This window comes from Streptomyces sp. NBC_01261 (assembly GCF_036226385.1).
GTDB lineage: Bacteria > Actinomycetota > Actinomycetes > Streptomycetales > Streptomycetaceae > Streptomyces.
In genome coordinates, this window is sequence record NZ_CP108463.1 from 3,106,268 (window position 1) to 3,131,766 (window position 25,499).

Consider the following 25,499-nt stretch of genomic DNA (forward strand, 5'->3'; position numbering starts at 1 on the left):
ACGAGGAGGACCGCTGCCAGGCCCTGGGAGATCGAAGACGACTTTGCCGGGAGTGAGGGCAGGCGATGTGCTTCTCGCAGCGTGCCGCCTCGGTGTCTCGGGTCATTGATGGTCGACGTAGGCGACGAGCCCGCCGATGGTCAGGCCCATCCCGCATCCGCGGCGGAAGGATTCGTGGCGCATGCGCGGGGTGTGCTGGGCGTCGGTCATCGCGTACGGTGCGCGGATCCCCAGTTCCACGCCGCACAGGCACACGACGCAGCCGTGCCGCAGGGCGGCGGCTGCCCACTCGGGGTCGTGCGGGACCCAGGTCCGGGAGTAGATGTCCCCGTCGGGCGTCCGAAGTTCCAGCCGGGAGTAGGTGTATCCGTAGCACCGCTCCAGTTTTGGCTGTTCATCGGGTATCGCGTGCAGCTCCCATCCAGGGATCCAGCGCAGGTCGGAGACCTCGGGCGGTAGGCGCCTCATGCCGAACAGGATGGCGCCTTCGATCTGCGGTTCCTCGGGTATCCCGTCGAGCGAGGCTCCCTCCGGCACGACATACCCGAAGTAGCCCACGCCCAGGGCATGCCTGAACTCGAAGAGGGCAGTGGGCATGCGGCGTGTCTGTGCGGGATCGAGACCCATCAGGATCCCCTCAAGCCGCAGCGCGGGGTCGTCGCTGAACAGGATCCGCCCGAGGTCGTCGACCTGTTCGAAGTGATGCGGGCTCATCTCCTTCAGCCCTCCGGTTGGTTGCCGTTCCGCGTCCGCGCAGCAGACGACTCAATGTTGAACCATCCTATTGAAGGATCGTTCAACAATCCATACATTGGGACGCGTGCATCACCAGTCCGACGGTTTCGTCGAGAGCAGGGGTGAGCGTGAGCGCGGAGGAAGCGGGCAAGAGGCGGACAGGCGTGGGTCGGCGGGCGCTGGTGGGCGCCGCGAGCACCGGCGCAGCGTTGGCGCTGTGGGCGGTCGTGCGTCTGATCGGGCGCGGAGCCTTCGTCACGCACGCCCTGTGGATCGACGCGCTGTGCGCGCTGGCGATCCTCCTCGGCTGCGTGTTCGTGTGCACGTGCTGGTACTTGGACATCCGGTGGCTGCTGTGCGCGGTGTGCCTTTTCGGGGTGCTGTTCCTGCGGAACCTGGAGCTGGATCAGCAGGCGCTGCACCAGCACGGACGTACCGAACACGTCAGGGTCCGACAGATTCGGTGGTCCGCCGGCGACGGCATGGGGGCGAGCGTCCACCGGTACACGGTCACCGTCCTCGACGGCCCACCGCTGGCTCCGTTCGAGGAGAACGGGCTCATGGGCTGGAAGTGGGCGGTAGGCGGCACTTACACGGTGACCGTCGATCCGCAGGGCCGTGCCCCGCTCAGGCGAGGGGACAAGCCCGGGCCTCCGGTGATCCAGCAGTTCCTGCAGATCCCCCTCGGCCTCGGCCTGGCCTTCGCCCTGTGGCGGCCCGCAGGGCAGCTCCTGCGCCGGCAACGCGTCCCGTCAGCCGGACCCGCTCAGCGATAAGGGGGCTGTCATAAGGGGGCTGTGACTGAGCGGCGCCGGGACGCCGACAGTCCCACCTGCTTTTGTCCCGGGAGTGTGGATGGTCGGCGTCGTCTCGGTGGATCCGGTCCGGCTCGCCGCCGTGACGACCGGCCTCGAATACGCCGACGTGTCGAGCTTGCTGTCACCCACCGGGGTCGGGACCGGCGCCAGGATCACCGCCTCGACATCGATACGTGCTTGATCGACGTCCACCTTCGGGAACACGTCGCCGGGCCCATCGCGTGCGATCGCGTGGCTGACCGCATCCCGCCGCTCGGCGGCCTCGTGCACGACACCGACCGCCGACCGGGCCAAGCCCAGCACTTCCGTCAGGCGTCCTGAGCCGTCGCCATCGCGACCGGAAATCCGGGCGTACGACGGACCCGTCGCCCGGCGTCGACCGCGAACACCTCGCAGCCGGGCCGGGCGGCGGCCCAGTCGACGCCCTCCGGGCCCATCGCGAAGGCCGCGGTGGCCGTGGCGTCGGCCTCGGTGAGGGAGGCGGCCACGACGGAGATGCCGAGGAGGCCGGTCGCGGGAGTGCCGGTGCGGCCGTCGACGATGTGGTCGCCGCGCTCGTAGCGCGCGGAGGTCGCCACCGCCCCGTCGGTCAACTCCAGCACTGTGCACAGCTGGTCGGCGTATTCGGGATGCCGCACGCCCACCCGCCACGGGCCGCCGGCCACGACGACGTCGCCACCGGCGTTGAGGATGAAGCGCCGGGCGCCTGCGGCGGTGAGGAGTTCCGCCGCCCGCTGCACCGACCAGCCCTTGACGACCGCGCAGGGGTCGAGGGGCCGGCCGGGCAGGCGGACGTCGAAGGCGCCGCCGGTGGCGACCCGGTACTGCTCACAGAGGTCGAGGACCTCGGTCAAGTCCGCGCTGAGGTCCCGGAGTTGCAGCTCGCCGCGGTCGTAACGGCAGACCTCGCTGTCCGGGCGGAACGGGCTGAAGCGGGCGTCGACCTCGCGCAGCCAGGCGAAGAGCGCGTCCGCGACCTCGCCCCCGATGCCTTCGTCGTCGACGCGCAACGACACCGGGAACCCCATCACATGCTCAACTCGCCGCATTTCACGCGCCCTTGGCGTCGATCGCGGCCTGGAGCGACTGGACGTACGCGTCGCTGGTGATGGTGGCGCCGGACACCGTGTCGATCTTCGAACTCTGCGCCTTGAGGGTCTCCTCGATCAGTACCGGGACGGCCGCCGTGGTCTGCGGGTGGTCCGGCTGCTGGAGCATGCTCACGGAGCTGATCTTGTCGCCCTCGAAGGTCACCTGCACCTGCACGGTGCCCTTGTCGGTGTTGATCGCGGCGCCCTGGACGACCTTCTTCGAGGACGTGGAGGAGGTCGACGAAGAGCCGGACGAGGACGAGGACGGGGACGACGAAGTGGCCGTAGGAGTCGGTGTCGAGACCGCCTCGGTCGTGGTCGTCGTGCTCGTCGTCGTCCCGATGGACGGCTCGTAGCGCCACACGGGGATCAGCCCCGCGACGGACAGCACCAGGACAGGTATGACTCGCTTCACGATATGTCTCTCATCCCGCCAGGCTGAAGCGTTCGAAGTGGATCTGCTGCTTGGGCACACCTATGTCGCCGAGGCTGCGCAGCACCGCGTTCATCATCGGCGGCGGTCCGCAGAGGAAGACGTCGCGGTCGGCGATGTCCGGTACGAGCCGGGCGAGTTCGCGCGGGGCGAGCTTGTCGGGGACGGGCGGGCCGGTGACCAGGTGGAGTTGGGCGCCCTTGGCCTGGGCGAGTTCGACCAGCTCGTCGTAGAGGACGGCGTCGCGGTCGGTGGCGACGCGGTAGATGACGACCGCGTGGCCCTCCAGGTCCTCCAGCAGGGCGCGGATCGGGGTGACGCCGACGCCGCCCGCGATGAGCAGGGACTCGCTCTTCGTGCGGTGCAGGGTGGTGAAGGCGCCGTAGGGGCCCTCGGCGAAGACGCGGGTGCCGACCTTGAGGTGGCGCAGGGCTGCCGTACCGGCGCCGGCTGTCTTCGCGGTGAGGCGGAGGCGGGTGCCGTCGGGGGCGGCCGAGAGGGAGAAGGGGTTGGCCTGCCACCAGCGGTCCTTCGTCAGGAAGCGCCAGAGGAAGAACTGGCCCGCCTGGGCCGGGAGTTGGTGGAGGTCGCGGCCGGTGATGTAGATCGAGACGACGTTGTCGGACTCGGGGACGACTGCCTCGACCCGGAGTTGGTGGCGGAGGTTGCGCCACAGCGGGAGGATCACGCGGCCCAGGGCGACCGAGCCGAGCGCGACGCCCCACACCGCGTACCAGTACGTCGTGGCGGCGGACGACGCGGTGAACGTCGTACCGACGGCGACCTGGTGGGTGAAGGCGAGGACCACCGCGACATAGGTGTAGAGGTGGATGAAGTGCCAGGTCTCGTAGGCGAGTCGGCGTCGCGCGTAGCGGGCGGAGGTCGCGCCGATGACGAGGATCAGGGCGAACGCGACGAGCGCGCGCAGGATGCCCTCGGTGGTCTCGGCCAGGTCGACGACCTCGCCGACCGGGCCGGTGTCGGTGCCCTGCGCGTAGCCGAAGGCGATGAACACGAGGTGCCCGAGCAGCGTCCAGAGCAGCGCGAAGCCGGTCCAGCGGTGCCAGTTGGTGAGCCGGTCCATGCCGATCCGGCGGTCGAGCCAGGGCAGTCGGGCCACCAGCAGCAGTTGGAAGGCCATGACGAGCGCGCCGTAGAGGCCGAGGAGGCGGCCGATGACGATGAGCGCGTTGGAGGCGAATCCTGCCTGGGCGAAGAAGACGGTCACCACGGCGACGTTCGCGGCCAGCACGGCGTACAGGCCCGTGCGGGCCACCACCCTGGGGCGTATCGCCGTGGGGGGCGCAGGGGGTGATTGGACGGTCGTCACGGACGGCAGCTCCTTGATCGGGTCCTGGGAGACGAGCTTGACCTCGGGGAGCTGTCTTTTTCCTGTCGGACAACTTTCAAGTGGTTATCGATGTGGGTGGGACGGTGACGCGGGTCTGGCGTCCACCGGTGCGTGGCGCAGTATGAGCGGGTGGAAAAAGTACGACTCCTCGTCGTGGACGACGACCCGCCGATCGCCGATCTTGTCGCGACGGTCGCCCGGTACGAGGGCTGGGAGGCCGCGTGCGCGTACTCCGGTGAGGAGGCGCTGACCGTGGCCGCCGAGTTCAGGCCGGACATCGTGGTGCTCGACCTGATGCTGCCCGGCCTGGACGGTTTCGGCGTGCTGGACCGGCTGCGGCACTCCGGGACGATGGTGCCCGTGGTGTTCCTCACGGCTCGGGACGCGGTGGCCGACCGGGTCGCGGGGCTGACGCGGGGCGGTGACGACTACCTGGTCAAGCCGTTCGCGGTGGAGGAGCTGATGGCCCGGCTGCGGACCGTGCTGCGGCGCAGCGCCGGGCCCGGGTTCCAGCGGTCGGTCCTCCAGGTCGCGGACCTCACGATGGACGAGGACACGCGCGAGGTGCGCCGCGGCGACCACCTCCTCACGCTCACCCCGACCGAGTACGAGGTCCTGCGCTACCTCATGCGCAAGTCGCCGACCGTGCTCACCAAGGCGCAGATCCTCGACCACGTGTGGGAGTACGGCTTCGGTGGCCGCTCCAATGTGGTGGAGCTGGTGGTCAGCCGCCTGCGCCGCAAGCTGGACGAGGGGCACGATCCGCTGATCCACACCGTGCGCGGCTTCGGCTATGTGATCCGGCAGGCCGCCGAATGATCCGACGACTGCGCCACGACTGGCGCCGGGTACGTCTGGGCACCCGCCTCGCCCTGGGCGTGGGCGTGCTGTCCCTGATCGTGTTCGCGGTCGTCGGCACGGCCCTGACGATGTACATGCGGGACTACCTCGAACGCCAGGTCAGCGACCAGATGAAGCTCGTCCAGGTCGTCCAGTCCAAGGACGCCCAGGCGCACGGCATCGTCGAGCGCAAGCCGTACTACGGCTGGTACACGGCGGTCTACGACGTCAAGGGCACGACCCCGAAACTGCGCGAGCCCTCCGACGTACCGGACGACACCAGCGCGCTCACCGCCCTCGCCAAGACCATGGCGCACTCCACCACGGAGGTCTCCCGCACGGTGACGATCGACGGCGAGGGCACCTATCGGCTGCGCGCCTGCGAGGTCGAACCCGGAGTGGTCCTGGTGAGCGCGGCCCCGCTGGCGGACGTGCAGGGCACGGTACGGCAACTGGTCACGGTCCAGGTGGTGGCGTTCGCGCTGGCGCTGCTGGTGCTGGTGGTCATAGGGCGGAACCTGCTGCGGCGCGGGCTGCGCCCCCTCAGCGACATGGCGACCACGGCCCACGGCATCGCCTCGCACGACCTCACCGAGTCGGCGGCCCGGCTGCCGCTGCGCGCCGAGCGGGGCGACGGCGGGCCCGAGGTGGAGGAGCTGCGCACCGCGTTCAACACGATGCTGGAGCACATCGACGACTCCCTCGCGGTGCGCGCGGAGGCGGAGCAGCGGCTGCGCCGGTTCGTCGCGGACGCCTCGCACGAGCTGCGGACCCCGCTGATGTCGGTGCGCGGCTACGCGGACCTGTTCCAGTACGCGGCGGCGAACGTCCCCGAGGAGCGCGACAGGCACCTGGCCCGGCTGCGCGCCGAGGCCGCCCGCATGGGCGTCCTCCTCGACGACCTCCTCCTGCTGGCCCGCCTGGACGCGGCGGACGTGGAGACTCCGCTACGGCCTGAGGACGCGGACCTGGTGGACCTGGTGGGGCAGGCGGCGGACGCCTTCCGCGCCGGGCACCGGGACCACCCGCTGACGGTGTCGGTGCCCGAGTCCCCGGTCCGGCTGCGCGTCGACCCGGTCCGTATCCGGCAGGTGCTGGACAACCTGCTGGCCAACGCGGCCGTGCACACCCCGGCCGGGACGCGGGTGTCGGTGTCGCTGTCGGTCGCCGCCGGCGTCGCGTCGGTGCGGATCGCCGACGCGGGCCCCGGTATCCCGGAGGACGACCGGGCCCGGGTCTTCGACCGCTTCTACCGGGTCGACAAGGCCCGCACCCGGGACCGGGGCGGCAGCGGGCTGGGCCTCGCGGTGGCCCGGTCGCTGGCGAAGGCGCACGGCGGCACGGTGGAGCTGACGTCCGGGCCCGGCGCGACGGTCTTCACGGTGACGATCCCGCTGGGGGCGGCTTCGTACCGGTGAACGCAGGTAGCGGGCGGGCGCCGTTCCTCGCTCTAGGCTCGGCGCCGGGCTTGTGCCACCATTACTGACGTGTCGTCACCTCTGGCTCAGGACACTCAACTGGCTCTGTCCGATCGCCAGTTGCGGCACCTCGAAGCCGAGAAGTCGCCGTCACATCCCGCGCCACACGTTGTCGTAGGCCGCGTCCTCGACACTCTTCCGCTGCCGTACGGCCTCCAGCTCCGTCACCGCGTCGTGGACCACGGCGATGACCGTGTCCAGCGACTCGTCGGTGACCTTCGCGGAGTCCTCGTCGGACACCTCACGGATCCCGGCGGCGGCGGCGAGCTGGGCGAGGACGGGTTCGCCCTGGGCCCAGCGGTCCGCCGCACGGCTGCGGGCCGGGGAGTCGACCAGGGCCGTCCGCCCGGTGCGGACCGGGATCCAGCGCCCGCGCTGCCGGGCGACCAGTCCCTCCGCCTCCAGCGCGGCGAGATAGGCGGAGGACAGGCTCCGCCCGCGCCGCCACAGCCAGTCCTCGACCGACTCGTACGGCGTCTCCCGCACGAGCGCGGCCGCGGCCTGGTCCAACAGGTCGTCCTCCAAGGGAACTTGGGGGTTCGGCACGATCAGGTCGCCGTCCAGCACGACGGCTTCGGCGGCGAGGAGGTCGACCACCTCCGCTCCGGCGAGCGCGAGCGAAAGGTCACCCGTCTCGACGGGGCGGTCGGGTGCGACGTCCATGGCCACGATCATCAGGTCCCGCGGTGTGCTCATAGGTGCCAACCTAGCGCGGCTTATGGGAGGAGGCAGCGACACCCAACGTTTACATAATTCCGTCCCGCCGTCAGTGGTGTTTCGGGACTGTGAGCCCCGGATGAATATCAGGGGCTTTTGGACCGCTTGCGCCACTGCGGTCCGAGTGGTGTGCCCTCTGAAGGAAATTGGCCGGGTTTTCGGCTGTTTGGGGACCCCTTTCCGGCTGGCTGGATCACTGCCCTCGACCAGTTGCTTGCCTTGGCGTTGTTGACCGACGAGTAACCGGGGGGCTAGCTTTCCATCAGCTCTCTTGCGCCTCTGCGATTACTTTCGGCGTCCCCTGCCGAAACCCCCCACCGTGCAGTTTCACCGTTTATTCGGAGAATCATGACGCCTGTCGCGCGCGCCGCAGAAATGATCATTGGAATCACTCCGTTCCATGAACCGGATGCCCGACTCGCGGCGGCCGTCAGCCGCGCCGGCGGGCTGGGGGTACTGGACCTGGGAATGGGCGACCGAAGATCCAGAGAGGCCCTGGCGAGAATCCGGCGCTGGTCGCCAGGCCCTTTCGGGGTACGGGTCGGACCCCACTGCCGGATCGGCCCGGGTGACCTCACGACGGGCGGCGGCGCGACCCCGCACACCGTGGTCCTCGCCGCGGACGCCGCCTGGCAGGTGGGCGAGGTCGTGGCGGAGCACCGGGTGCTGGTCGAGGTCACCGACCCGGACCAGGCACTCGCGGCGGTCCGCGCCGGTGCGCACGGACTGATCGCCCGAGGCGCCGAAAGCGGCGGCCGGGTGGGCGAGTTGAGCACCTTCGTCCTACTCCAGCGGCTGCTCGCCGAGCCCGGTGTGGACGTCCCGGTCTGGGCCTGCGGCGGCATCGGCCCCCGTACGGCCGTTGCGGCGGTGGCCGGTGGCGCGGCCGGGGTCGTCCTCGACAGCCAACTGGCCCTGCTCGCCGAGTCGGTCCTGCCGGAGGCCGCCGCTGCGGCACTGCGCTCGATGGACGGCTCCGAGACCACCCTGGTGGCCGGCCACCGCGTACTCCTACGGCGCGGTCCTGACGCCCCGCGGGTATCCGCCGACCGAGTGTCCGAACTGCTCGGCGCCCGTGACCCGCGCACCCGGTTGCTGCCGGTCGGCCAGGACGGTTTCCTCGCCGCGCGCTTCGCGGAACGCTGGGGGGACACGGGTCGCACAATACGCGAACTGACCTCCGTCATACGGGAGTCGGTACGGGACGAGCACCCGGCCGACGCACTTCGCGCAGGCTCCCCCATGAGCCGGACCCTCGGCACCCGACTCCCCGTCGCCCAGGGCCCGATGACCCGTGTCAGCGACCAGGCGGAGTTCGCCGCGGCCGTCGCCGAGGGCGGTGCCCTGCCGTTCGTCGCCCTGGCGCTGTCGAGCGGCGAGCAGTCGCGGGCGGTGCTGGCCGAGACCCGCGCCGCCGTGGGCGACCGTCCCTGGGGTGTCGGGGTGCTCGGCTTCGCGCCCGAGGAGATGCGCGACGCCCAGCTCGAAGCCGTACGGGAGTTGAGGCCCACGCACGCGATCATCGCGGGCGGACGGCCCTCCCAGGCCGAGGCGTTGGAGCGGGCCGGGATCGCCACGTTCCTGCATGTGCCCTCGCCGGGGCTGCTGCGGCAGTTCCTGGACGCCGGGGTGCGCAGGTTCGTGTTCGAGGGCTCCGAGTGCGGCGGCCATGTCGGACCGCGCGGCAGCTTCCCCCTGTGGGAGGCCCAACTCGCCGTCCTGGAAGACTTCTTGGCCGCGGCCGAGGCAGGCACGGCGGAACACGTCGAGGTGTTCTTCGCGGGCGGTGTCCACGACGGGCGCTCGGCGGCGATGGTGGCCGCGCTCGCCGCACCGCTCACCGCACAGGGCGCGGCCGTCGGTGTACTGATGGGCACCGCCTATCTGTTCACGGAGGAGGCGGTGACGCGTGGGGCGGTCCAGCCGCTGTTCCAGGAGCGGGTGATGGGCGCTACGCGGACCGCACTCCTTGAGACCGCGCCGGGTCACGCCACCCGCTGCGTACCGAGCCCGTTCAGCGACAACTACCTTGAGTTCGAGGCCACGTTGCGCGAGCAGGGCGTACCGGACCGCCAGATCTGGGAGAAGCTGGAGCGGCTCAACGTCGGCCGGCTGCGCATCGCCAGCAAGGGCGTCGAGCGGGACGTGGACGGCGCGCTGACCGCCGTGGACGAGCGACGCCAGCTCGCCGAGGGGATGTTCATGGCCGGCGAGGTCGCCGTGCTGCGTTCGACGACCACCACGATCGACGCCCTGCACCGCTCGGTGACCGAGGAGGCCGCCGACTTCCTGGCCGAGAGCACCCGAACCGCCCGCGCCCGCCTGGGAGTCGAGGAGACCACCCAGCCGGAGGCACCGGCCCCCCTGGACATCGCTGTCATCGGCATGGCGTGCATGTTCCCGCAGGCCCCCGACCTCCCCACGTTCTGGGCGAACATCCTCGGCGGACGCGACTCCGTCGACGAGGTCCCGCCCGACCGCTGGGACCCCGCCGTGCACTACTCGGCGGACAAAGACGGTGCCACCCCGTCGAAGTGGGGCGGTTTCCTGCCGCGCATCCCCTTCGACCCGCTGCGCTACGGCATCCCGCCGGCCTCCCTCGGCAGCATCGAACCGGTCCAGCTGCTGGCCCTCGAAGCGGCCCGGCGTTCGCTGGAGGACGCCGGATACGGCGACCGGGGGCGGGAGTTCGACCGGGCGCGCACCTCCGTGGTGTTCGGCGCGGAGGCGGGCAGCGACCTGTCCAACGCGACCACGCTGCGCGCCGTGCTCCCCTCCTACTACGGCAAGATCCCGCAGGGCATCGAGGAGCAACTCCCCACGCTCACCGAGGACTCCTTCCCCGGCATGCTCTCCAACGTCATCTCGGGCCGCATCGCCAACCGGCTCGACCTCGGCGGCGCCAACTTCACGGTCGACGCGGCCTGCGCGTCCTCGCTGGCCGCCGTCGACGTCGCCTGCAAGGAACTCGTGGGCGGCACCAGCGATGTCGTGCTGTGCGGGGGCGCCGACCTCCACAACGGCATCAACGACTACGTCCTCTTCTCCTCCGTGCACGCCCTCTCCCCCACCGGCCGCTCGCGTGCCTTCGACAGCTCGGCGGACGGCATCGCGCTCGGCGAGGGCGTCGCGTGCGTGGTCCTCAAGCGGCTCGCGGACGCGGAGCGGGACGGCGACCGGATCTACGGCGTCATCAAGGGAGTCGGCAGCTCCAGCGACGGCCGCTCCCTGGGCCTGACGGCACCCCGTCCCGAGGGCCAACGGGCCGCGCTGGAGCGGGCGTACCGCAACGCGGGCGTCTCCCCCGCCGAGGTCGGCCTGGTCGAGGCACACGGCACCGGAACGGTCGTCGGCGACCGCACCGAACTCTCCATCCTCAGCCAGGTGTTCACCGAGTCCGGTGCGGAGAAGGGCAGTTGTGCGCTCGGCTCGGTCAAGTCCCAGATCGGGCACACGAAGTGCGCCGCGGGACTCGCCGGTCTCATCAAGACCGTGCTGTCCCTCTACACCGGCGTCAAGCCACCCACGCTGCACATGAAGCGGCCCAACCCGGCCTGGCAGCAGGACAGCAGCCCGTTCGTCTTCCACGCCCGGCCCCGGCCGTGGGCGGCCCCGGCCGAGGAACGCGTCGCGGGCCTCAGCGCGTTCGGCTTCGGCGGCACCAACTTCCACGCGGTGATCGGGGCGTACGGCGAGGCGGTTCCGCCTGCGCAGGGTCTGGACGCGTGGCCCGCCGAGCTGTTCACGTTCCGGGGTGCGGACCGGGCGGCGGCGCGCCGGGGCGTCGAGGAGATCCTGAAGCTCGCGGAGGCAGGTCACTGGAAGCTGCGTGACCTCGCGCTGAGCGCGTCGCGCCGCGCGGATGCCCGGCAGGAGCCGGTGCAGGTGGCGGTCGTGGCACGGGATGTGGAGGGGCTGGTCGGGCAACTGCGGCGGGCGTTGGCGGGTGAGCACGATCCGGTCGCCGGAATCCACCTGGCCGACGCGAGCGCGGAGTCCGGCAAAGTCGCGTTCCTCTTCCCCGGCCAAGGCAGTCAGCGCCCCGGCATGCTCGCCGACGTCTTCATCGCGTTCCCCGAGTTGCAGCACTACCTGCACCTCGGCCGCGACCACGCCGACGCGCTCTACCCGCCCGCCGCCTTCGACGACACCGCCCGCGACCGCCAGCAGGCCGGTCTCACCGACACCCGGGTCGCCCAACCAGCCCTGGGCATCGCCGGGTTGGCCGCCTACGCCCTGCTCACCGAGGCGGGCGTACGGCCCGACATGGCGGCCGGGCACAGTTACGGCGAGCTGGTCGCCCTGTGCGCGGCGGGCGCGATCACGCCGGAGGCGCTGCTGGAGCTGAGCGCCGAACGCGCGGCGGCGATCCTCGAAGCCACCGGCGCGGACGACCCGGGAACCATGGCCGCGGTGGCTGCCGGTGCCGATGACGTCAAGCAGGCCCTGAAGGCGGCGGACGCCCCCGACTCCGTCGTCATCGCCAACCACAACTCACCCCGCCAGACGGTGATCTCGGGTCCGACGGAGGCAGTCGCCACAGCCGTACGGCTCCTGCGCGACGCCGGTCTCGGCGCGAAGCGCATCCCCGTGGCCTGCGCCTTCCACAGCCCGCTGGTGGCTGGAGCGGGGGAACGGTTCGCGGAGTCCCTCGCCGAACGGCCGGTGCTCGCAACCGAGTTCCCCATCTGGTCCAACCGCACCGCGGCCCCGTACGGCGAGGGCGCCGACGCGGTCCGGGCCGAACTCGCCGCGCAGATAGGCTCCCCGGTCGCCTTCGTCGCGCAGATCGAGGCGATGTACGGGGCGGGCGCCCGGGTCTTCGTCGAGGCCGGTCCCGGCTCCGTGCTGACCAGGCTGGTCGACCAGATCCTCGGCGACCGCCCGCACCGCACGGTCGCGTGCGAGCCCCGGCAGGACAGCGGGCTGCGCGGCTGGCTCGACGCGCTGGCCCAACTGGCCGTCGCGGGGCTGCCGGTGCGTACCGGATGGCTCTTCAACGGGCGCGACGCCGTCGACGCGGCCCGGACCCCCGTGCCCTCGCGACCCGGCTGGACGGTCGACGGACAGCTCGTCCGTACCGCCGCCGGAGCACTCCTGCCCGGTGCCCTCGCACCGGCCCGACGCGTTGTGGAGACGACTGTGACGACGAACCCTCAGGACGGTGTCCCCGTCGAGGCGAACAGGGACGCGCTCATCTCCGAATTCCTGCGCACCAGCCGGGAGATGGTGGCAGCGCAACGGGATGTGCTGATGACGTACTTCGGCGCGGTGCAGGGCACGGTGCCGCAGGGAACGTGGGTTCCGGCACCGGCGCCTGCCGTGGTCGAAGCGCTGCCGCGGATACCCGCGCTGCCGAACGCTGTCGAGACATCGACCGCTCAACAGACCGTTGCCCCACAGGAGTTGGCCCCCGCACCCGAAGCCTTCACCGAGGCCGACGTACTCCGGGTCGTCCTGGAGATCATCAGCGAACGCACCGGCTATCCCGTCGACATGATCGAGCCCGACCTCGACCTGGAGGCGGACCTCAGCATCGACTCCATCAAGCGCGCGGAGATCGCCGGCGAACTGGCCCAACGCCTCGGCATCGGCGGCGGAATGGACGTCGCCACGCTCGACGACGCCGAGTTGGAGGACCTGGCGAAGGCCCGTACGGCGGCCTCCGTCACTGGCTGGCTGTCGGCACGACTGACCGGGCCCGCCGTGGAAACGGCAGCCGATACACCCCCGGTCGACAGCGCCCCGCAGGACCAGATCACCGGCGCCGCACCCAAGCGGCTCCAACTGCGCCCGGTCCTGCTGCCGCACCAGGACGGAGCCAACCCGACGGACCCGGCATCCGTACTGAGCGGCCGACGCTTCGTCCTCTACGGCGACGGTGACGCCACGGAGACGGTCGCGGCGCACCTCTCCTCCTACGGCGCCGACACGGTGACCGTCGCCCCCGAGCACCAACTCACCGATACGGACGGCCAGGTGGACGGCGTCCTGTACCTCGTGCCCCTCACCGCGTCGGCTCCGGTGTTGCCCGACGCCTTCCCCGTGTTCCAGGCCGTCCTGCGACGCGGCCCGCGTCAACTCCTCGCGATACAGGGCGCGGACGACGCATCGGCGGGCCTGCACGGACTGTTCCGTACGGTGGCCCGCGAGTACCCGGACACCACCGCCCGGGTCGTCGAGCTGGCGGACACCGCACCGGCCGCCGTCGCCGACGCGGTGATCGCCGAACTGCTGGCGCCCGACACCGAGCCCGTCGTCGTGCGAACCACCGCCGGACGGCACGGACTTGAGCTGACCGAGACACCGCTCGGCGCGCTCGCGACCAACGGCGCCGGACCGGCCGGTGACGGAGTCGCCGAGGCCTCCGCGATCGGGCTCGACCGTGACTCGGTGGTGCTGCTGGTGGGCGGCGCGCGGGGCATCACCGCGAAGTTCGCCGTCGCGCTCGCCGCGGCCTCCCGGTGCCGTATCGAACTCCTGGGCAGGACGGCCGCACCGGCAGGCCCCGAGGACCCGGCGACCGCGGGCGCCCGTACCCCGGCCGAACTGCGCGCGGCGCTCGCCGCGAAGGGCCGTGGACTCACCCCCGCCGAGATCAACCGCACCGCCGAACTCCTGCTCGCCCAGCGGGAGATCAGCGCGACCCTCGACGAAGTGACCGCCCTCGGCAGCCAGGCCCGCTACCACTCCGTCGACTTCCGTGAACCGGACGCCGCGCTCCAGGCGGTCAAGGAGGTCCACGCCGAGCACGGCCGCCTCGACGGTGTCGTCTACGCGGCCGGTGTCATCGAGGACCGGCTGATCGCCGAGAAGACCACCGAGTCCTTCCAGCGGGTCTACGGCACGAAGACGCACGGCGCCGAAGCCCTGCTGTCGGCGCTGGAGGAGTTGCCCAACGGCCCCGCTTTCGCCGTGCTGTTCGGCTCCATCTCGGCCGTGCTCGGCAACCGGGGCCAGGTCGACTACGCCGCCGCCAACGACGCCCTGCAGAGCCTGGGCACCGCCTGGTCCGCCCGCACCGGGCACCGTGCGCTCACCGTGCACTGGGGTCCGTGGGCGCCCACCGGTGGTCATCACGGCATGGTCACCCCGGAGTTGGGGCGTGAGTATGCCCGGCGCGGCATCTCGCTGATCGACCCCGAGGAGGGCACCGCGGCCCTGCTGCGCGAACTCGCCTGGGGCGACGAGTCGGCCGGAGCCGTCGTCTACACCGCTTCGGGCTGGTAGCCGTGACGGACCGTCAAGTGCCGGTCGCCATCGTGGGCATGTCGGTGCTGCTCCCCGGCGCCGCCGACCTCGACGCGTACTGGCGGAATCTGCTGGGCGGCACGGACGCCATCAGTGAGGTGCCGGACGGGCGTTGGGACGCGGACTACTACCGGCCGGACTCCGCGAGCGGTCCGGCCGTGGCCGACCAGGTGTACTGCCGGCGCGGTGGTTTCGTGGACGAGTTGGCCGAGGTCGAGGTCACCCGGTTCGGCATCATGCCGAACTCGGTGCCCGGCACCGAACCCGACCAGCTCATCGCCCTGCACGTGGCCGCCGCCGCCCTCGCCGACGCGGGCGGTGAGTCCCGGCTGCCCGACCGGCGGCGGGTCGGTGTCGTCCTCGGCCGGGGCGGCTATCTCACCCCGGGTCTGGTCCGCCTCGACCAGCGGGTCCGTACCGCGGGCCAACTCGTCCGCACACTGGGCGAGTTGCTGCCCGACCTGGACCCCGGCCAACTCGACCGCATCCGCTCCGCGTTCACCGAACGGCTCGGCCCCGACAGCCCCGAGTCGGTCATCGGCCTGGTCCCCAACCTCGCGGCGTCCCGCGTCGCCAACCGCCTCGACCTGCGCGGCCCGGCGTACACGGTGGACGCGGCCTGCGCCTCCTCGCTGATCGCCGTCGACCAGGCGGTGACCGAACTCACCTCCGGCCGCTGTGACTTGATGCTCGCCGGAGGCGTCCACCACTGCCACGACATCACGCTGTGGAGCGTGTTCTCCCAACTGCGCGCGCTCTCCCCGAGCCAGCGCATCCGCCCCTTCCACCGCGACGCCGACGGCATCCTGATCGGCGAGGGCACCGGAGTCGTCGTCCTCAAGCGCCTCGCCGACGCCGAACGCGACGGCGACCGGATCTATGCCGTCATCCGCGGCACCGGCGTCTCCAGTGACGGCCGCGCCGCGAGTCTCGTCAACCCGGACTCGACCGGCCAGACCCACGCCGTACGCCAGGCCTGGCAGGCGGCGGGACTGGACCCGGCACTGCCCGGCTCCATCGGCCTGCTGGAGGCGCACGGCACGGCGACGCCGGCCGGTGACGCGGCCGAACTCGCCACGCTGGCCGAGGTGTTCGGGGACGCGGGCACCTCCCATGGCCGTGCGGTCATCGGCTCCGTGAAGTCGATGATCGGCCACACGATGCCGGCCGCCGGAGTCGCCGGCCTGGTCAAGGCCGCCCTCGCCGTCCACCACGGCATGCTCCTGCCGACCCTGCACTGCGACGACCCGCACCCCGCGCTCGCGGCGACCCGGTTCCGTCCGCTGGAAGAAGCGGCACCCTGGGAGACGACTCCCGAACAACCCGTGCGGCGAGCGGCCGTCAACGCGTTCGGGTTCGGCGGCATCAACGCGCATGTGGTGCTGGAGGAGGCGCCCGGGGCGCGCGCATCACGCTCGGCGGCGGCGGTCGTCGACGAACCGGAACGCACCGACGCCCCCGCTCGCACAGCCTCCGTGGCCGAACCGGAACGCGTGCTGATGCTCACCGCCGACAGCCCCGAGGCTCTCGCCACGCTGCTGGACACCGACGACTCCGTCCTCCTGGCCGGGCAGAACTCCCCTGCCACCTCCGGCCGTTCACGGCTCGGCATTGTCGCCCCGGACGCCAAGCGCCTCGCGCTGGCCCGCCGGGCGGTCGCCAAGGGACGGGCCTGGCAGGGCCGTAGCGATGTGTGGTTCACGCCGAGCCCGCTCATCGGACCGGGCGCGGGAAAGCTGGCGTTCGTCTTCCCGGGCCTGGAGGGCGACTTCACGCCCCGGGTCGAGGACGTCGCCGCGCACTTCGGACTCCGCGAGAACCGGTCCGCAACCCCGGCGCAGGTAGGGGATGTCGGCCGTCACGGCTTCGATGTGGTCGGCGTCGGGCGGTTGCTGGACGCCGCGTTGCGGAAGATGGGTGTCGTCCCGGACGCGGTCGCCGGACACAGTGTCGGCGAGTGGACCGCGATGACGGCCGCCGGGGTGTATTCGCCCGATGAGGTCAGCGACTTCATGGAGGCGTTCGACCCCGACTCGGTGACGGTCCCCGGCCTCGCCTTCGGGGCGATCGGCGCCCCGGCCGAGCGCGTGCTGTCGGCGCTCGCCGCCGACTGGCCGGAGGCCGGAATCGTGCTCTCGCACGACAACGCGCCGGGTCAGTCGATGGTGTGCGGACCGGACAAGGCCGTGGACGAGTTCGTGCGGTCCTTCCGCGCACAGGGGGTCCTGAGTCAGGTCCTCCCGTTCCAATCCGGCTTCCACACACCGATGTTGAAGCCCTACCTCGCCCCGATCGAAGAGGCCACGAACCGCTTCCGCCTCCACCCGCCGACGGTCCCCCTCTGGTCCGGGACTACTGCCTCGCCGTACCCCACGGACGAGAAGGCGGTACGCGAACTGTTCATCCGCCACCTCCTGGAACCCGTCCGCTTCCGCCAACTCGTCGAGGCCATGTACACAGCCGGCCACCGCGCGTTCGTCCAGGTCGGCACCGGCCAACTCGGCTCCCTCATCGACGCGACACTCAGCGGACGCGACCACCTCGTCGTCGCCGCCAACTCGCCCCACCGCTCCGGACTGGCCCAACTTCGCCGCGTGGCCACGGCGTTGTGGGCAGCGGGCGGAGCGACGGACCCGACGACACTGGCCCCGCGGAAACCGGCTCCACGACGGGAACGGCCCCCGGTACGGCTCGACATGGACGGCGCACTCGTGTCCCTGGACGCCCCGACCTTGGTGAGACTGCGGGCGGAACTACGCACACCGGTCACCGCCAACACCCCTGCCCTCGCTGCCCTTTCGTCCCTGGACGCCCTCACCGACCGCTTCCCGGCCGCCGCCGAACTGCACGCCCTCATGCGCGACACCGCCGACACGGCGGCCCAACTCATCAGCGCGGGCAGCCGCCGTACCGCACCGGCCGCACCCGCACACGTGCCCGCACCCCGGGTGTCCGCCCCCGTCCCACCACCCCAACTCCCCGCTCCCCCAAGGGAGTGGCGGACCACGGTCCACGTCTCCCCCGAGTCCATGCCCTACCTCATGGACCACTGCTTCTTCCCGCAGCGCCCCGACTGGCCGGACGTGGCGGACCGTTGGCCGGTGGTCCCCGCGACCACGATCGTCCAGCACATGATCGAAGCGGCGGAACGCACCGCGCCAGGCATGCGCGCGGTCACCGTGCACGACGCCAGGTTCGACCGCTGGCTGACGGCGACACCGTCGGCCGACGTACCGGTGCGGGTGGTGGCGGACACCCCCGACCGACTCGCCGTCTCCTTCGGCCCGCACGCCCGCGGCGTGGTCGAACTGGCCCCCGCCCACGCCGTATCACCCCCACCGCACCCCCGCCCGGACCCGGCCACCGAGCGTGTCCCCGACCACACCGCGGCCCATCTCTACGACGAACGCTGGATGTTCCACGGCCCGGCGTTCCAGGGCGTCACCGAACTCACCGCGATCGGCGACCGCCACGTTCGCGGCGTGATCACCACACCCCCGGCTCCCGGCGCCCTGCTCGACAACGTCGGCCAGATCCTCGGCTACTGGATCATGGCGACCCGCACCGAACGCACTGTCGTCTTCCCGGTCGGCATGCGCGAGATGCGCTTCTACGGCCCGCATCCGCGCCCCGGCGCCGAGGTGGAGTGCCTGGTTCGGATCACCTCGCTGACCGACACCGCGCTCGAAGCCGACGTTCAGCTCACGGTCGACGGCGAGGTGTGGGCGGACCTCACCGGCTGGCAGGACCGGCGCTTCGACAACGACCCGCAGACCAAGCCCGTCGAGCGCTTCCCGGAGCGCAACACCCTCTCCGAGGCCCGCCCCGGCGGCCGGACCCTGCTCAACGAGCGCTGGCCCGACCTGGCCTCGCGCGACCTCATCATGCGCAACTCCCTGAGCAGCGTGGAGCGTTCGCAGTACGCCGAGCATCCGCCGCGCGGGCGCCGGCAGTGGCTGTTGGGCCGGATCGCGGTGAAGGACGCGGTACGACAGTGGCTGTGGGGTCATGGCGAGGGGCCGGTCTTTCCGGCGGAGATCCGGGTCCACAACGACGAGTCGGGCCGCCCGTACGTCACCGGACTGCACGGCCGGATCCTGCCCCCGCTGGACGTCTCGCTGGCCCATCGCGCCGAGGCGGCGGTCGCGATCGTACGGCCGCATGTTCCCGGCCCCGGCCCCGGGATCGACATCGAGGAGGTCGTGGAACGCCCCCCGAGCACCCTCACCACCGCTCTCGGTGAGGAGGAACTGACGCTCCTCCGGGCCCAGTCGACGGCCACCGGTGAGTCCGAGGCGCTGTGGTTCGCCCGTTTCTGGGCGGCGAAGGAGGCGGTGGCCAAGGCGGAGGGCACCGGCTTCCGGGGACGGCCGCGCGACTTCGCCGTCTTCCAAGTGGCCCACGGATCACGGCTGTTGGTGTCGGGGCGCCTGGAGCGCGCCTACACCGTGCACTACGAGCCGGCCGGCAATCCCCCCAGTCTGCCGGACAGGACCTACGTCGTGGCCTGGACGACGGGACCCGCGCACGAGGAGGAGTACGACCGATGACCACCACCACCGAGGACACCGTCCTCGCCGACCTCACCGGCATGCTCACCACGCTGCTGGAGGACGAGTACGGCGTCGACGACGTCGAGATCACCATGACGACGACCTTCAACCGCGACCTGGAGCTGGAGAGCATCGACCTGGTGACGCTGGCCGGTCTGCTCCAGGAGCACTACGGGACGAAGGTCAACTTCGCCGAGTTCCTGGCCGGGATGGAGTTCGACGAGATCATCGAACTCACCGTCGGCCGGCTCGTGGAGTACGTCGTGCAGAGTCTCAAGGCAGTCGAGGCGGGCTGAGCCATGGCGATGGTCGACACCGGTCAACTCCGGTTGCACGTACAGCGGATGAGCCCGCCCGACGGCCGGCCGGTCACCGCCACGGCGGTGCTCGTGCACGGTCTGCTCACCGACAGCCTGGCCAGCTACTACTTCACCATCGCGCCGCCGTTCGCGCTGGCCGGCGTCGACGTGGTCATGTACGACCTGCGCGGCCACGGGCGCAGCGGGCGCCCGGCCACCGGTTACACGCTCGACGACAACATCGACGACCTGGAGGCGCTGCTCGACCGGCTGGAGGTGACCGGCCCGGTCCATCTGGTCGGCAACTCCTACGGCGGGACAGTGGCGTTCGGCTACGCGGCCCGACACCCCGAGCGGGCCGCGAGCGTCTCCCTCATCGAGTCGGAACCGGCGACCACCGCCTGGGCACCGAAACTCGGCGGCATCCTGGACCGTGTGCTGCACGAGCTGGCGCACAACGAGGACGACGCGATCGCCTGGATCAGCGCGAACCGCGGCCACAACACCGCCCGCCTCGCGAAGGGCGCCGCCCGCCTGGCCCGGGAGACCTCCCTCTCCCAGGACATCCCGGCCAGCGGTGTGTTGACGGAGAATCAGATCCGCGCGGTGTACTGCCCGGTGCTCGGCATCTACGGCGGCGACTCGGACCTCGCCCTCCTCGCGCCCTGGCTGGAGTCCGTACTCCCCGACTGCCGGACCGTCGTCGTCCCCGGCCACGAGCACTCGGTGCTGGTCGAGGCGGCGGGCACGGTCGGCGGGCACATCCTCTCCCTGATCCAGGCAAGTGCGCCGGAGGCCGCCGAGGTGGCGGCCCGGTGAGCCGGTTCCTGTTCGTCGTCCCGCCGTTGGTCGGCCACATCAACCCGGCGGTGGGCTTGGCGGCCGAACTGGCTTCACGGGGACATGAGTTGGCGTGGGCCTGCGCCGACCCCGATCTCGTACGGCGGCTCGCGGGCGAGTCGGCGCGCGTGTTCCCCTGCGCCGGACCGGTACCGGGGGAGGGCGACGGAGTACGCCCACCCGACATCCGTGGCCCCGAGGCCCTGAAGTTCCTGTGGGAGGCATTTCTCGCGCCGCTCGCCGAACAGATGGCGCCGGGAGTCGCCGCGGCCGTCCAGGAGTTCGGGCCCGACGCGGTCGTCGCCGACCAACAGGCCCTGGCCGGTGGGCTGGTGGCGGAACGGCTGGGCGTGCCGTGGGCGACCTCGGCGACCACCTCCGCCGAGTTCACGGACGTCCTCGCCGGGATGCCCAAAGTCGCCCTGTGGCTGGACCAGTTGCTGCACGGACTCCGCACCGGCATCGGCGATCCGTCCGGCACCGCCGACCCGCGCTTCTCCCCGCATCTCGTGCTCGCGTTCAGCACCCCGGAGCTCGTCGGCCCCGAGACACGGCGGGGCGAGCAGATCCGCTGGGTCGGTCCGTCGATCGCGCCCCGCCCGGCCGCGCCTGACTTCCCCTGGGACTGGCTGGACCCGGCCCGGTCGTTGGTCCTGGTCAGTCTGGGCACCGCCAACACCGATGTGGGCGCCCGTTTCCTCGCGGAGTGCCTGACGGCGCTGCGAGCACGAACGGACCGCGTACAGGCGGTGATCGCGGACCCCGGCAAGACGCTCGGCGCACCGGACGAGCAGGACAAGGACATCCTCGTCCTCCCCTCGATCCCCCAACTCCCGCTCCTCGAAAGGGCGGACGCGGTCGTCTCGCACGCCGGGCACAACACGGTGTGCGAGGCGCTGTGGCACGGCGTCCCCCTCGTCGTGGCGCCGATCCGTGACGACCAGCCGGTGATCGCCGGACAGGTCACCGGCGCGGGCGCGGGCATCCGCGTCCGCTTCGGCCGGGTCACCGCCGCCAAGCTGGGCGCGGCGATCGACGCCGTACTCCACGAACCCGACCACCGCGCCGCGGCCGGCCGCATCCGTACGGCGTTCCGCGCGGCCGGAGGTACCCGCGCGGCGGCGACCCATCTGGAGCTGCTGGCCGCCGGCGCGTCCCCGAAGGAGACCCCGTGAGCAACGAGGACGACCCCAGGCCCCCGAGCCGCAACGACCAGGTGGCAGCCCTACGGCCCACCTACCAGGCCGACTTGGCCGACGGCCTGGACCGCTTCTTCGAACCCCGGCGCGAGACCTGCCCCTGGTGCGACTCGTCCCGTCTGAAGACCCGGCTGCGCACGAAGGACCTGATCCAGCACAAGCCGGGCACCTTCGTCCTGGACCGCTGCGAGGACTGCCGGCACACCTTCCAGAACCCCCGACTGAGCCCGGCCGGGCTGGAGTTCTACTACCGGGACTTCTACGACGGCCTGGGCGAGAAGCAGTTGGGCAACACGTTCGCCGCTCGCACCAAGATGTACGAGCAGCGCGCGGAGTCGCTCCTGCCGCACTCACCGACCCCCAAGAACTGGCTGGACGTCGGCACCGGCCACGGCCACTTCTGCGAGTCGGCCCGCACGGTGTATCCCGACACCACCTTCGACGGCCTCGACTTCACCGACGGCGCCGAACTCGCCGAACAGGCGGGACGGGTGGAGCGCGGATACCGAGGCAGCTTCCCCGAGTTGGCCCCGGGTCTCTCGGGCCACTACGACGTCGTCAGCATGTTCCACTACCTGGAGCACAGCACCGAGCCCGAGCGCGAACTGACCGCAGCGCACCAGGCCGTGCGCCCCGGCGGCCATCTCCTGATCGAGGTCCCGGACCCCGACAGCCGGTACTCCCGTCTGCTGGGCCGCTGGTGGCTGCCCTGGCTCCAGCCGCAGCACCTGCACTTCATCCCGGTCGAGAACCTGCGCCGCCGACTCACCGACCTGGGCTTCACGGTCGTGGCGGAACAGCACGCGGAGCCGCACGATCCGGTCGATCTCCTCGCCGGTACCTGGCTGGCCCTGGACACGGCCGCGCCCCGCGACAACCTGCCGTGGGTGCCGAAGCCGCCGTCGGGACCGGCCCGCGCGGGTCGCGCGGCGGTGCTGATCGCGGGGATTCCGGCGCTGCTGCTGGGCACGGCGCTCGACCGGTTCGTCGTGAAGCGGCTGTCACACCGGCTGGGGGTGTCGAACGCCTATCGGCTGGTGGCGCGGCGCGACTGAGCCTGCACGCCGCTTGCTCAGGGGCCCGGTGGGTCCAGTTCCGCCCGCGCTCGGGCGACCGCGTCCGCCGTCACAGCGTCGGCGGGGTTGTCGAACACCAGCCGCCGCCCGTCCGCCCATTGGCACTCGTTGGCCTCGGACGGCCAGTGGTGACGGTATGTCACCTCGGCACAGTAGTCCGCCTGTTGGAAGTAGCGCCCTAGCGGCGCGTCCAGGACGACCGGGCGCCCCACCCGCAGGTTGTCGGCGGCCAGGTCGAGGACGGTCGCGTATTCGAGGTCCATCACCACGGACTGGTAGTACGGGTTGAGGTCCCGCTCGTTCCGGTCCGTGCCGGCGAGTTCGAGGAGCGTCTCGGCGAGGCGGGTGCAGGCGGTGTCCTTGTCGAGGTACGCGGCGCCGCTCAGCTCGGCGATCAGCCGGGCCACGCCGGTCCTGCCCGACCCGGCGGGGCCGATCACGAAGTACACCCGTGGGGCGGCGGCCATGGGCGGCGTTCCTTCACGAAGAAGAGGTACGACATCCCGCCGAACAGCAGGAGCGCTCCGCCGACGAGGAAGCCGCCGAAGTTCTGGATCGCGCCCAGCGAGGCCACCTGGTGCGACTCGGCGATGTCGGAGGCCAGCGTCCACAGGCAGCCCATCGGGACCTGGGCGGCGAAGTAGCCGAGGGAGAGCGCGAGCGGGGTGCTGTGGACGTACGCCACAGGGAGGACCGCGGCTGCCGCCAGGACGGCACCGCCGACGATGGGGACCTTGCGGGAGACGACCGCGGAGTGGCCCCTGCGGATCAGCCGGCCGGAGAGCCAGCCGCCGAAGAGGACGCCGAGGATGCCGCAGAGGTAGGGCAGGGAGGACAGCCAGCCGGTCTCCGAGAGGCTGAGGCCGCGGGAGGTCTGGAGGTAGCTCGGCAGCCAGGTCGGGTAGACCCACACGGTGCAGAAGATGCCGAAGGCGCCGAGGATCATGAAGTAGGTGTTGCGCTGCCGGAACGGCGCGCACCAACTGGCGGGCAGCGCCTGCTTGTTCGCACAAACCTCCGCTACCTCCTGCCCCCTGATGATGACTTGCTCGCGCAGGGTGGGGTCCCGGTACACGCGCAGCCGGACCAGCATGACGAGGATGCCGAGCGCGCCGACGGCGACGAACATGCCGCGCCAACCGACCGTCAGGAGAAGGCCATGTGCCGCCCCGCGAGCGCGCCTCGCGCGCGGCGCTGGAGATGCCCCGCAAGCAGGCGATCGCCGGGCGGGCGGCGGAGCTCGTCGAGGACGGCATGGTGGTGTTCCTCGACGCGGGGACGACGTGCCAGTCGGTCGTGCCGTTCCTGCCCGGCCGCAAGGATCTCACCGTCGTCACCAACGACTTTCACGCCGTACTGGCGCTGTGCGAACTGCCGTCCGTGCACACGGTCCACACCGGCGGCGAGGTCGACGTGTCGAGCGGTTCGAGCAGTGGCCCCCTCGCCGCCAGGACGGTCGGCGCGCTCAATCTCGACCTCGCCTTCCTGAGCGCCGGATCCTGGGACCTGGCCCACGGCGTCACGAGTTCCTCGATGGACAAGGTCCTGCTCAAGCAGGCGGTGATGCAGGCGGCCGGCTCGGTCGTGCTGCTCGCCGACAGCACGAACGGGGCCACGGTGGAGTGGTTCAACGTGACGAAGCTGGACCGGCTCGACACCGTCGTGACCGACGACGGCCTGCCGTCCGCGGTGGTCGACCGCATCGCGGAGGAGGGCCCGGCGGGGCTCCGCACGGGCTGAGTACCCGCCCCCCAGTGGCCGAGTACCGGCTGTCCCCCATTGAATGATGCATTCACCGCGCCTAGCATCACTTGGTGATTACAGCAATTCCCGTCTGACTCCTGCGTGTTGACGGGAGACGTGTCGACGGGGGACGTGACGACGACGAGCGGCCGCGGCCCGGTTCCGGGGGCTCCGGCCGCTCGTCCCACTCCGCCTCTACGTCGACTCAGCTCGCGGTACGGCGAATTCGCCCCGCGTACCGCTTCTCCAGCTCCAGATTGCCCTCGAAGCCGCCGGGCACATTGGCCGAGACGTACACCGGAGGCCGCTCCCCCGAGGCGAGCAACCGCGCCGCCGCCTCCGCGACCGACAGCTGGACGAGCATCGCGCCGGTGAGCGTGGACAGGGCGCAAACGGCACCCCCGGTGGGGAGTTCGAGAAGGGCGTCCCCGCGTGGGGCCGCGTTGTCGAGGACGACGTCGGCGAGGTCGGCGAGCTTCTTGCCGCTCGGGTGACCGGCCGGGACGGCGCGGGTGTGGGCGAGCGAGGTGATGGCCAGAAGCCGGTGGCCGCGCTCCTTCACGCGCAGGGCCATCTCCACGATCACCTTGTTCACACCGGAGTTGGAGATGATGACGAAGAGATCCTCGGGTCGGGGCGCCGCGAGGTCGTAGAGGCGCTCGGCGACTCCGGCCCGCCGCTCCAGCAGCGGGTCGTCGAGGACGCTGGGCGGATCGCCGCCGTAGAGGACGAGGTCGGCGATGCTCAGGCGGTTGGTGGGCACCAAACCCCCGGCGCGGCCCGCGAGTTCGAGGACCATGGCCTGGGAGTGGCCGGTGCCGAAGGCCTGGATGACGCCGTCCGTGCGGACGCAGTCCGCGATCAGTCCGGCGGCGCGGGACACGGTGTCGCGGCTGGACTCGGTGATGTCCTGGAGGACGGCCAGACTCTCGCGCGCGAAGGTCTCGGCGCTTACGGACTCGGCGGACACGCGATTCTCCCCACCGGTGGATCAAACCACCTGTTCTTTCCAGATCAATGAATCAATAAATCACATGCGGTCCTGGTATTCAATCGATGGCCTCTGGGGTGGCTG

Annotated in this window: 19 protein-coding genes; 11 read left to right on the forward strand and 8 right to left on the reverse strand. The window is 71.3% G+C overall.

The features are described from left to right. Positions 1-102: 102 nt before the first annotated feature. On the reverse strand, positions 103-714 hold the full coding sequence (locus tag OG226_RS13475; protein ID WP_329349092.1) for a hypothetical protein: 612 nt from the start codon (positions 712-714) through the stop codon (positions 103-105). Between the two features lie 149 nt (positions 715-863). Here OG226_RS13475 and OG226_RS13480 point away from each other — a divergent pair, with 149 nt between their 5' ends. Next, positions 864-1,511, forward strand: a complete 648-nt coding sequence (locus OG226_RS13480) for a hypothetical protein (protein WP_329349093.1) — start codon at positions 864-866, stop codon at positions 1,509-1,511. 79 nt (positions 1,512-1,590) lie between these two features. Then, on the forward strand, positions 1,591-1,734 hold the full coding sequence (locus OG226_RS13485; protein WP_329353751.1) for a hypothetical protein: 144 nt from the start codon (positions 1,591-1,593) through the stop codon (positions 1,732-1,734). Positions 1,735-1,861: 127 nt separating this feature from the next. On the opposite strand, the gene OG226_RS13490 is transcribed toward OG226_RS13485, so the two are convergent. Genes OG226_RS13490 through OG226_RS13500 form a run of 3 tightly spaced genes read right to left on the reverse strand, consistent with a single transcriptional unit; the run spans position 1,862 to position 4,407 of the window. After that, a complete protein-coding gene (locus OG226_RS13490) occupies positions 1,862-2,602 on the reverse strand; it encodes an FAD:protein FMN transferase (protein ID WP_329349094.1) in 741 nt (246 codons plus the stop codon). Between the two features lies 1 nt (position 2,603). Continuing rightward, the gene (locus OG226_RS13495; protein WP_329349095.1) at positions 2,604-3,059 is read right to left on the reverse strand and encodes an FMN-binding protein; all 456 of its coding nucleotides are present in this window, start codon (positions 3,057-3,059) and stop codon (positions 2,604-2,606) included. A 10-nt stretch (positions 3,060-3,069) separates the two neighbouring features. Further along, positions 3,070-4,407, reverse strand: a complete 1,338-nt coding sequence (locus OG226_RS13500) for a ferredoxin reductase family protein (protein WP_328677368.1) — start codon at positions 4,405-4,407, stop codon at positions 3,070-3,072. Between the two features lie 150 nt (positions 4,408-4,557). Between OG226_RS13500 and OG226_RS13505 the strand changes: the two genes are divergently transcribed. Together OG226_RS13505 and OG226_RS13510 are read left to right on the forward strand one after the other, a co-directional pair. Beyond that, positions 4,558-5,247, forward strand: a complete 690-nt coding sequence (locus OG226_RS13505) for a response regulator transcription factor (RefSeq protein WP_328677369.1) — start codon at positions 4,558-4,560, stop codon at positions 5,245-5,247. Then, positions 5,244-6,686 carry a sensor histidine kinase gene (locus tag OG226_RS13510; RefSeq protein WP_328677370.1) on the forward strand — a complete coding sequence of 481 codons (1,443 nt, stop codon included), beginning with the start codon at positions 5,244-5,246 and terminating at the stop codon, positions 6,684-6,686. Before OG226_RS13505 ends, OG226_RS13510 begins: the two co-directional genes overlap by 4 nt. 150 nt (positions 6,687-6,836) lie before the next feature. Here the strand turns inward: OG226_RS13510 and OG226_RS13515 are convergent, their stop codons facing one another. Further along, entirely contained in the window at positions 6,837-7,442 is a 606-nt protein-coding gene (locus OG226_RS13515) for a GOLPH3/VPS74 family protein (protein WP_329349096.1), read from the reverse strand. A gap of 369 nt (positions 7,443-7,811) precedes the next feature. On the opposite strand from OG226_RS13515, the gene OG226_RS13520 reads away from it, so the two are divergent. The 6 genes from OG226_RS13520 to OG226_RS13545 are packed head-to-tail and all read left to right on the forward strand — an operon-like array spanning position 7,812 to position 22,660. After that, on the forward strand, positions 7,812-14,693 hold the full coding sequence (locus OG226_RS13520) for an SDR family oxidoreductase (protein ID WP_443066884.1): 6,882 nt from the start codon (positions 7,812-7,814) through the stop codon (positions 14,691-14,693). Between the two features lie 38 nt (positions 14,694-14,731). Next, positions 14,732-19,264, forward strand: coding sequence for a beta-ketoacyl synthase N-terminal-like domain-containing protein (locus OG226_RS13525; RefSeq protein WP_443066993.1), 4,533 nt, complete (start codon positions 14,732-14,734; stop codon positions 19,262-19,264). Further along, positions 19,261-19,563: an acyl carrier protein gene (locus OG226_RS13530; protein WP_328677373.1), complete on the forward strand. Its 303-nt coding sequence runs from the start codon at positions 19,261-19,263 to the stop codon at positions 19,561-19,563. The genes OG226_RS13525 and OG226_RS13530 overlap by 4 nt, the downstream gene beginning before the upstream one ends. A gap of 3 nt (positions 19,564-19,566) precedes the next feature. Further along, positions 19,567-20,385 carry an alpha/beta fold hydrolase gene (locus OG226_RS13535; RefSeq protein WP_329349098.1) on the forward strand — a complete coding sequence of 273 codons (819 nt, stop codon included), beginning with the start codon at positions 19,567-19,569 and terminating at the stop codon, positions 20,383-20,385. Further along, positions 20,382-21,581, forward strand: a complete 1,200-nt coding sequence (locus OG226_RS13540) for a glycosyltransferase (RefSeq protein WP_329349099.1) — start codon at positions 20,382-20,384, stop codon at positions 21,579-21,581. The genes OG226_RS13535 and OG226_RS13540 overlap by 4 nt, the downstream gene beginning before the upstream one ends. Further along, complete coding sequence (locus tag OG226_RS13545) at positions 21,578-22,660, forward strand: class I SAM-dependent methyltransferase (protein WP_329349100.1); 1,083 nt, start codon at positions 21,578-21,580, stop codon at positions 22,658-22,660. The genes OG226_RS13540 and OG226_RS13545 overlap by 4 nt, the downstream gene beginning before the upstream one ends. Positions 22,661-22,677: 17 nt before the next feature. Here the strand turns inward: OG226_RS13545 and OG226_RS13550 are convergent, their stop codons facing one another. Then, complete coding sequence (locus OG226_RS13550; RefSeq protein WP_329349101.1) at positions 22,678-23,148, reverse strand: AAA family ATPase; 471 nt, start codon at positions 23,146-23,148, stop codon at positions 22,678-22,680. Beyond that, entirely contained in the window at positions 23,118-23,810 is a 693-nt protein-coding gene (locus OG226_RS13555) for an MFS transporter (RefSeq protein ID WP_329349102.1), read from the reverse strand. The genes OG226_RS13550 and OG226_RS13555 overlap by 31 nt, the downstream gene beginning before the upstream one ends. 32 nt (positions 23,811-23,842) lie before the next feature. Here OG226_RS13555 and OG226_RS13560 point away from each other — a divergent pair, with 32 nt between their 5' ends. After that, positions 23,843-24,421 (forward strand): DeoR/GlpR family DNA-binding transcription regulator, encoded by a 579-nt coding sequence (locus OG226_RS13560; protein ID WP_328677379.1) that lies wholly within the window; start codon positions 23,843-23,845, stop codon positions 24,419-24,421. A gap of 208 nt (positions 24,422-24,629) precedes the next feature. On the opposite strand, the gene OG226_RS13565 is transcribed toward OG226_RS13560, so the two are convergent. Next, positions 24,630-25,394 carry an SIS domain-containing protein gene (locus tag OG226_RS13565; protein ID WP_328677380.1) on the reverse strand — a complete coding sequence of 255 codons (765 nt, stop codon included), beginning with the start codon at positions 25,392-25,394 and terminating at the stop codon, positions 24,630-24,632. Between the last annotated feature and the right edge of the window lie 105 nt (positions 25,395-25,499).

Coding starts and splice junctions, on each gene's coding strand:
- OG226_RS13555 (WP_329349102.1), bottom strand. CDS start 23,810: ATGTTCGTCGCCGTCGGCGCGCTCGGCATCCTCGTCATGCTGGTCCGG.
- OG226_RS13520 (WP_443066884.1), top strand. CDS start 7,812: ATGACGCCTGTCGCGCGCGCCGCAGAAATGATCATTGGAATCACTCCG.
- OG226_RS13530 (WP_328677373.1), top strand. CDS start 19,261: ATGACCACCACCACCGAGGACACCGTCCTCGCCGACCTCACCGGCATG.
- OG226_RS13475 (WP_329349092.1), bottom strand. CDS start 714: ATGAGCCCGCATCACTTCGAACAGGTCGACGACCTCGGGCGGATCCTG.
- OG226_RS13515 (WP_329349096.1), bottom strand. CDS start 7,442: ATGAGCACACCGCGGGACCTGATGATCGTGGCCATGGACGTCGCACCC.
- OG226_RS13485 (WP_329353751.1), top strand. CDS start 1,591: ATGGTCGGCGTCGTCTCGGTGGATCCGGTCCGGCTCGCCGCCGTGACG.
- OG226_RS13510 (WP_328677370.1), top strand. CDS start 5,244: ATGATCCGACGACTGCGCCACGACTGGCGCCGGGTACGTCTGGGCACC.
- OG226_RS13535 (WP_329349098.1), top strand. CDS start 19,567: ATGGCGATGGTCGACACCGGTCAACTCCGGTTGCACGTACAGCGGATG.
- OG226_RS13490 (WP_329349094.1), bottom strand. CDS start 2,602: ATGCGGCGAGTTGAGCATGTGATGGGGTTCCCGGTGTCGTTGCGCGTC.
- OG226_RS13550 (WP_329349101.1), bottom strand. CDS start 23,148: ATGGCCGCCGCCCCACGGGTGTACTTCGTGATCGGCCCCGCCGGGTCG.
- OG226_RS13525 (WP_443066993.1), top strand. CDS start 14,732: ATGTCGGTGCTGCTCCCCGGCGCCGCCGACCTCGACGCGTACTGGCGG.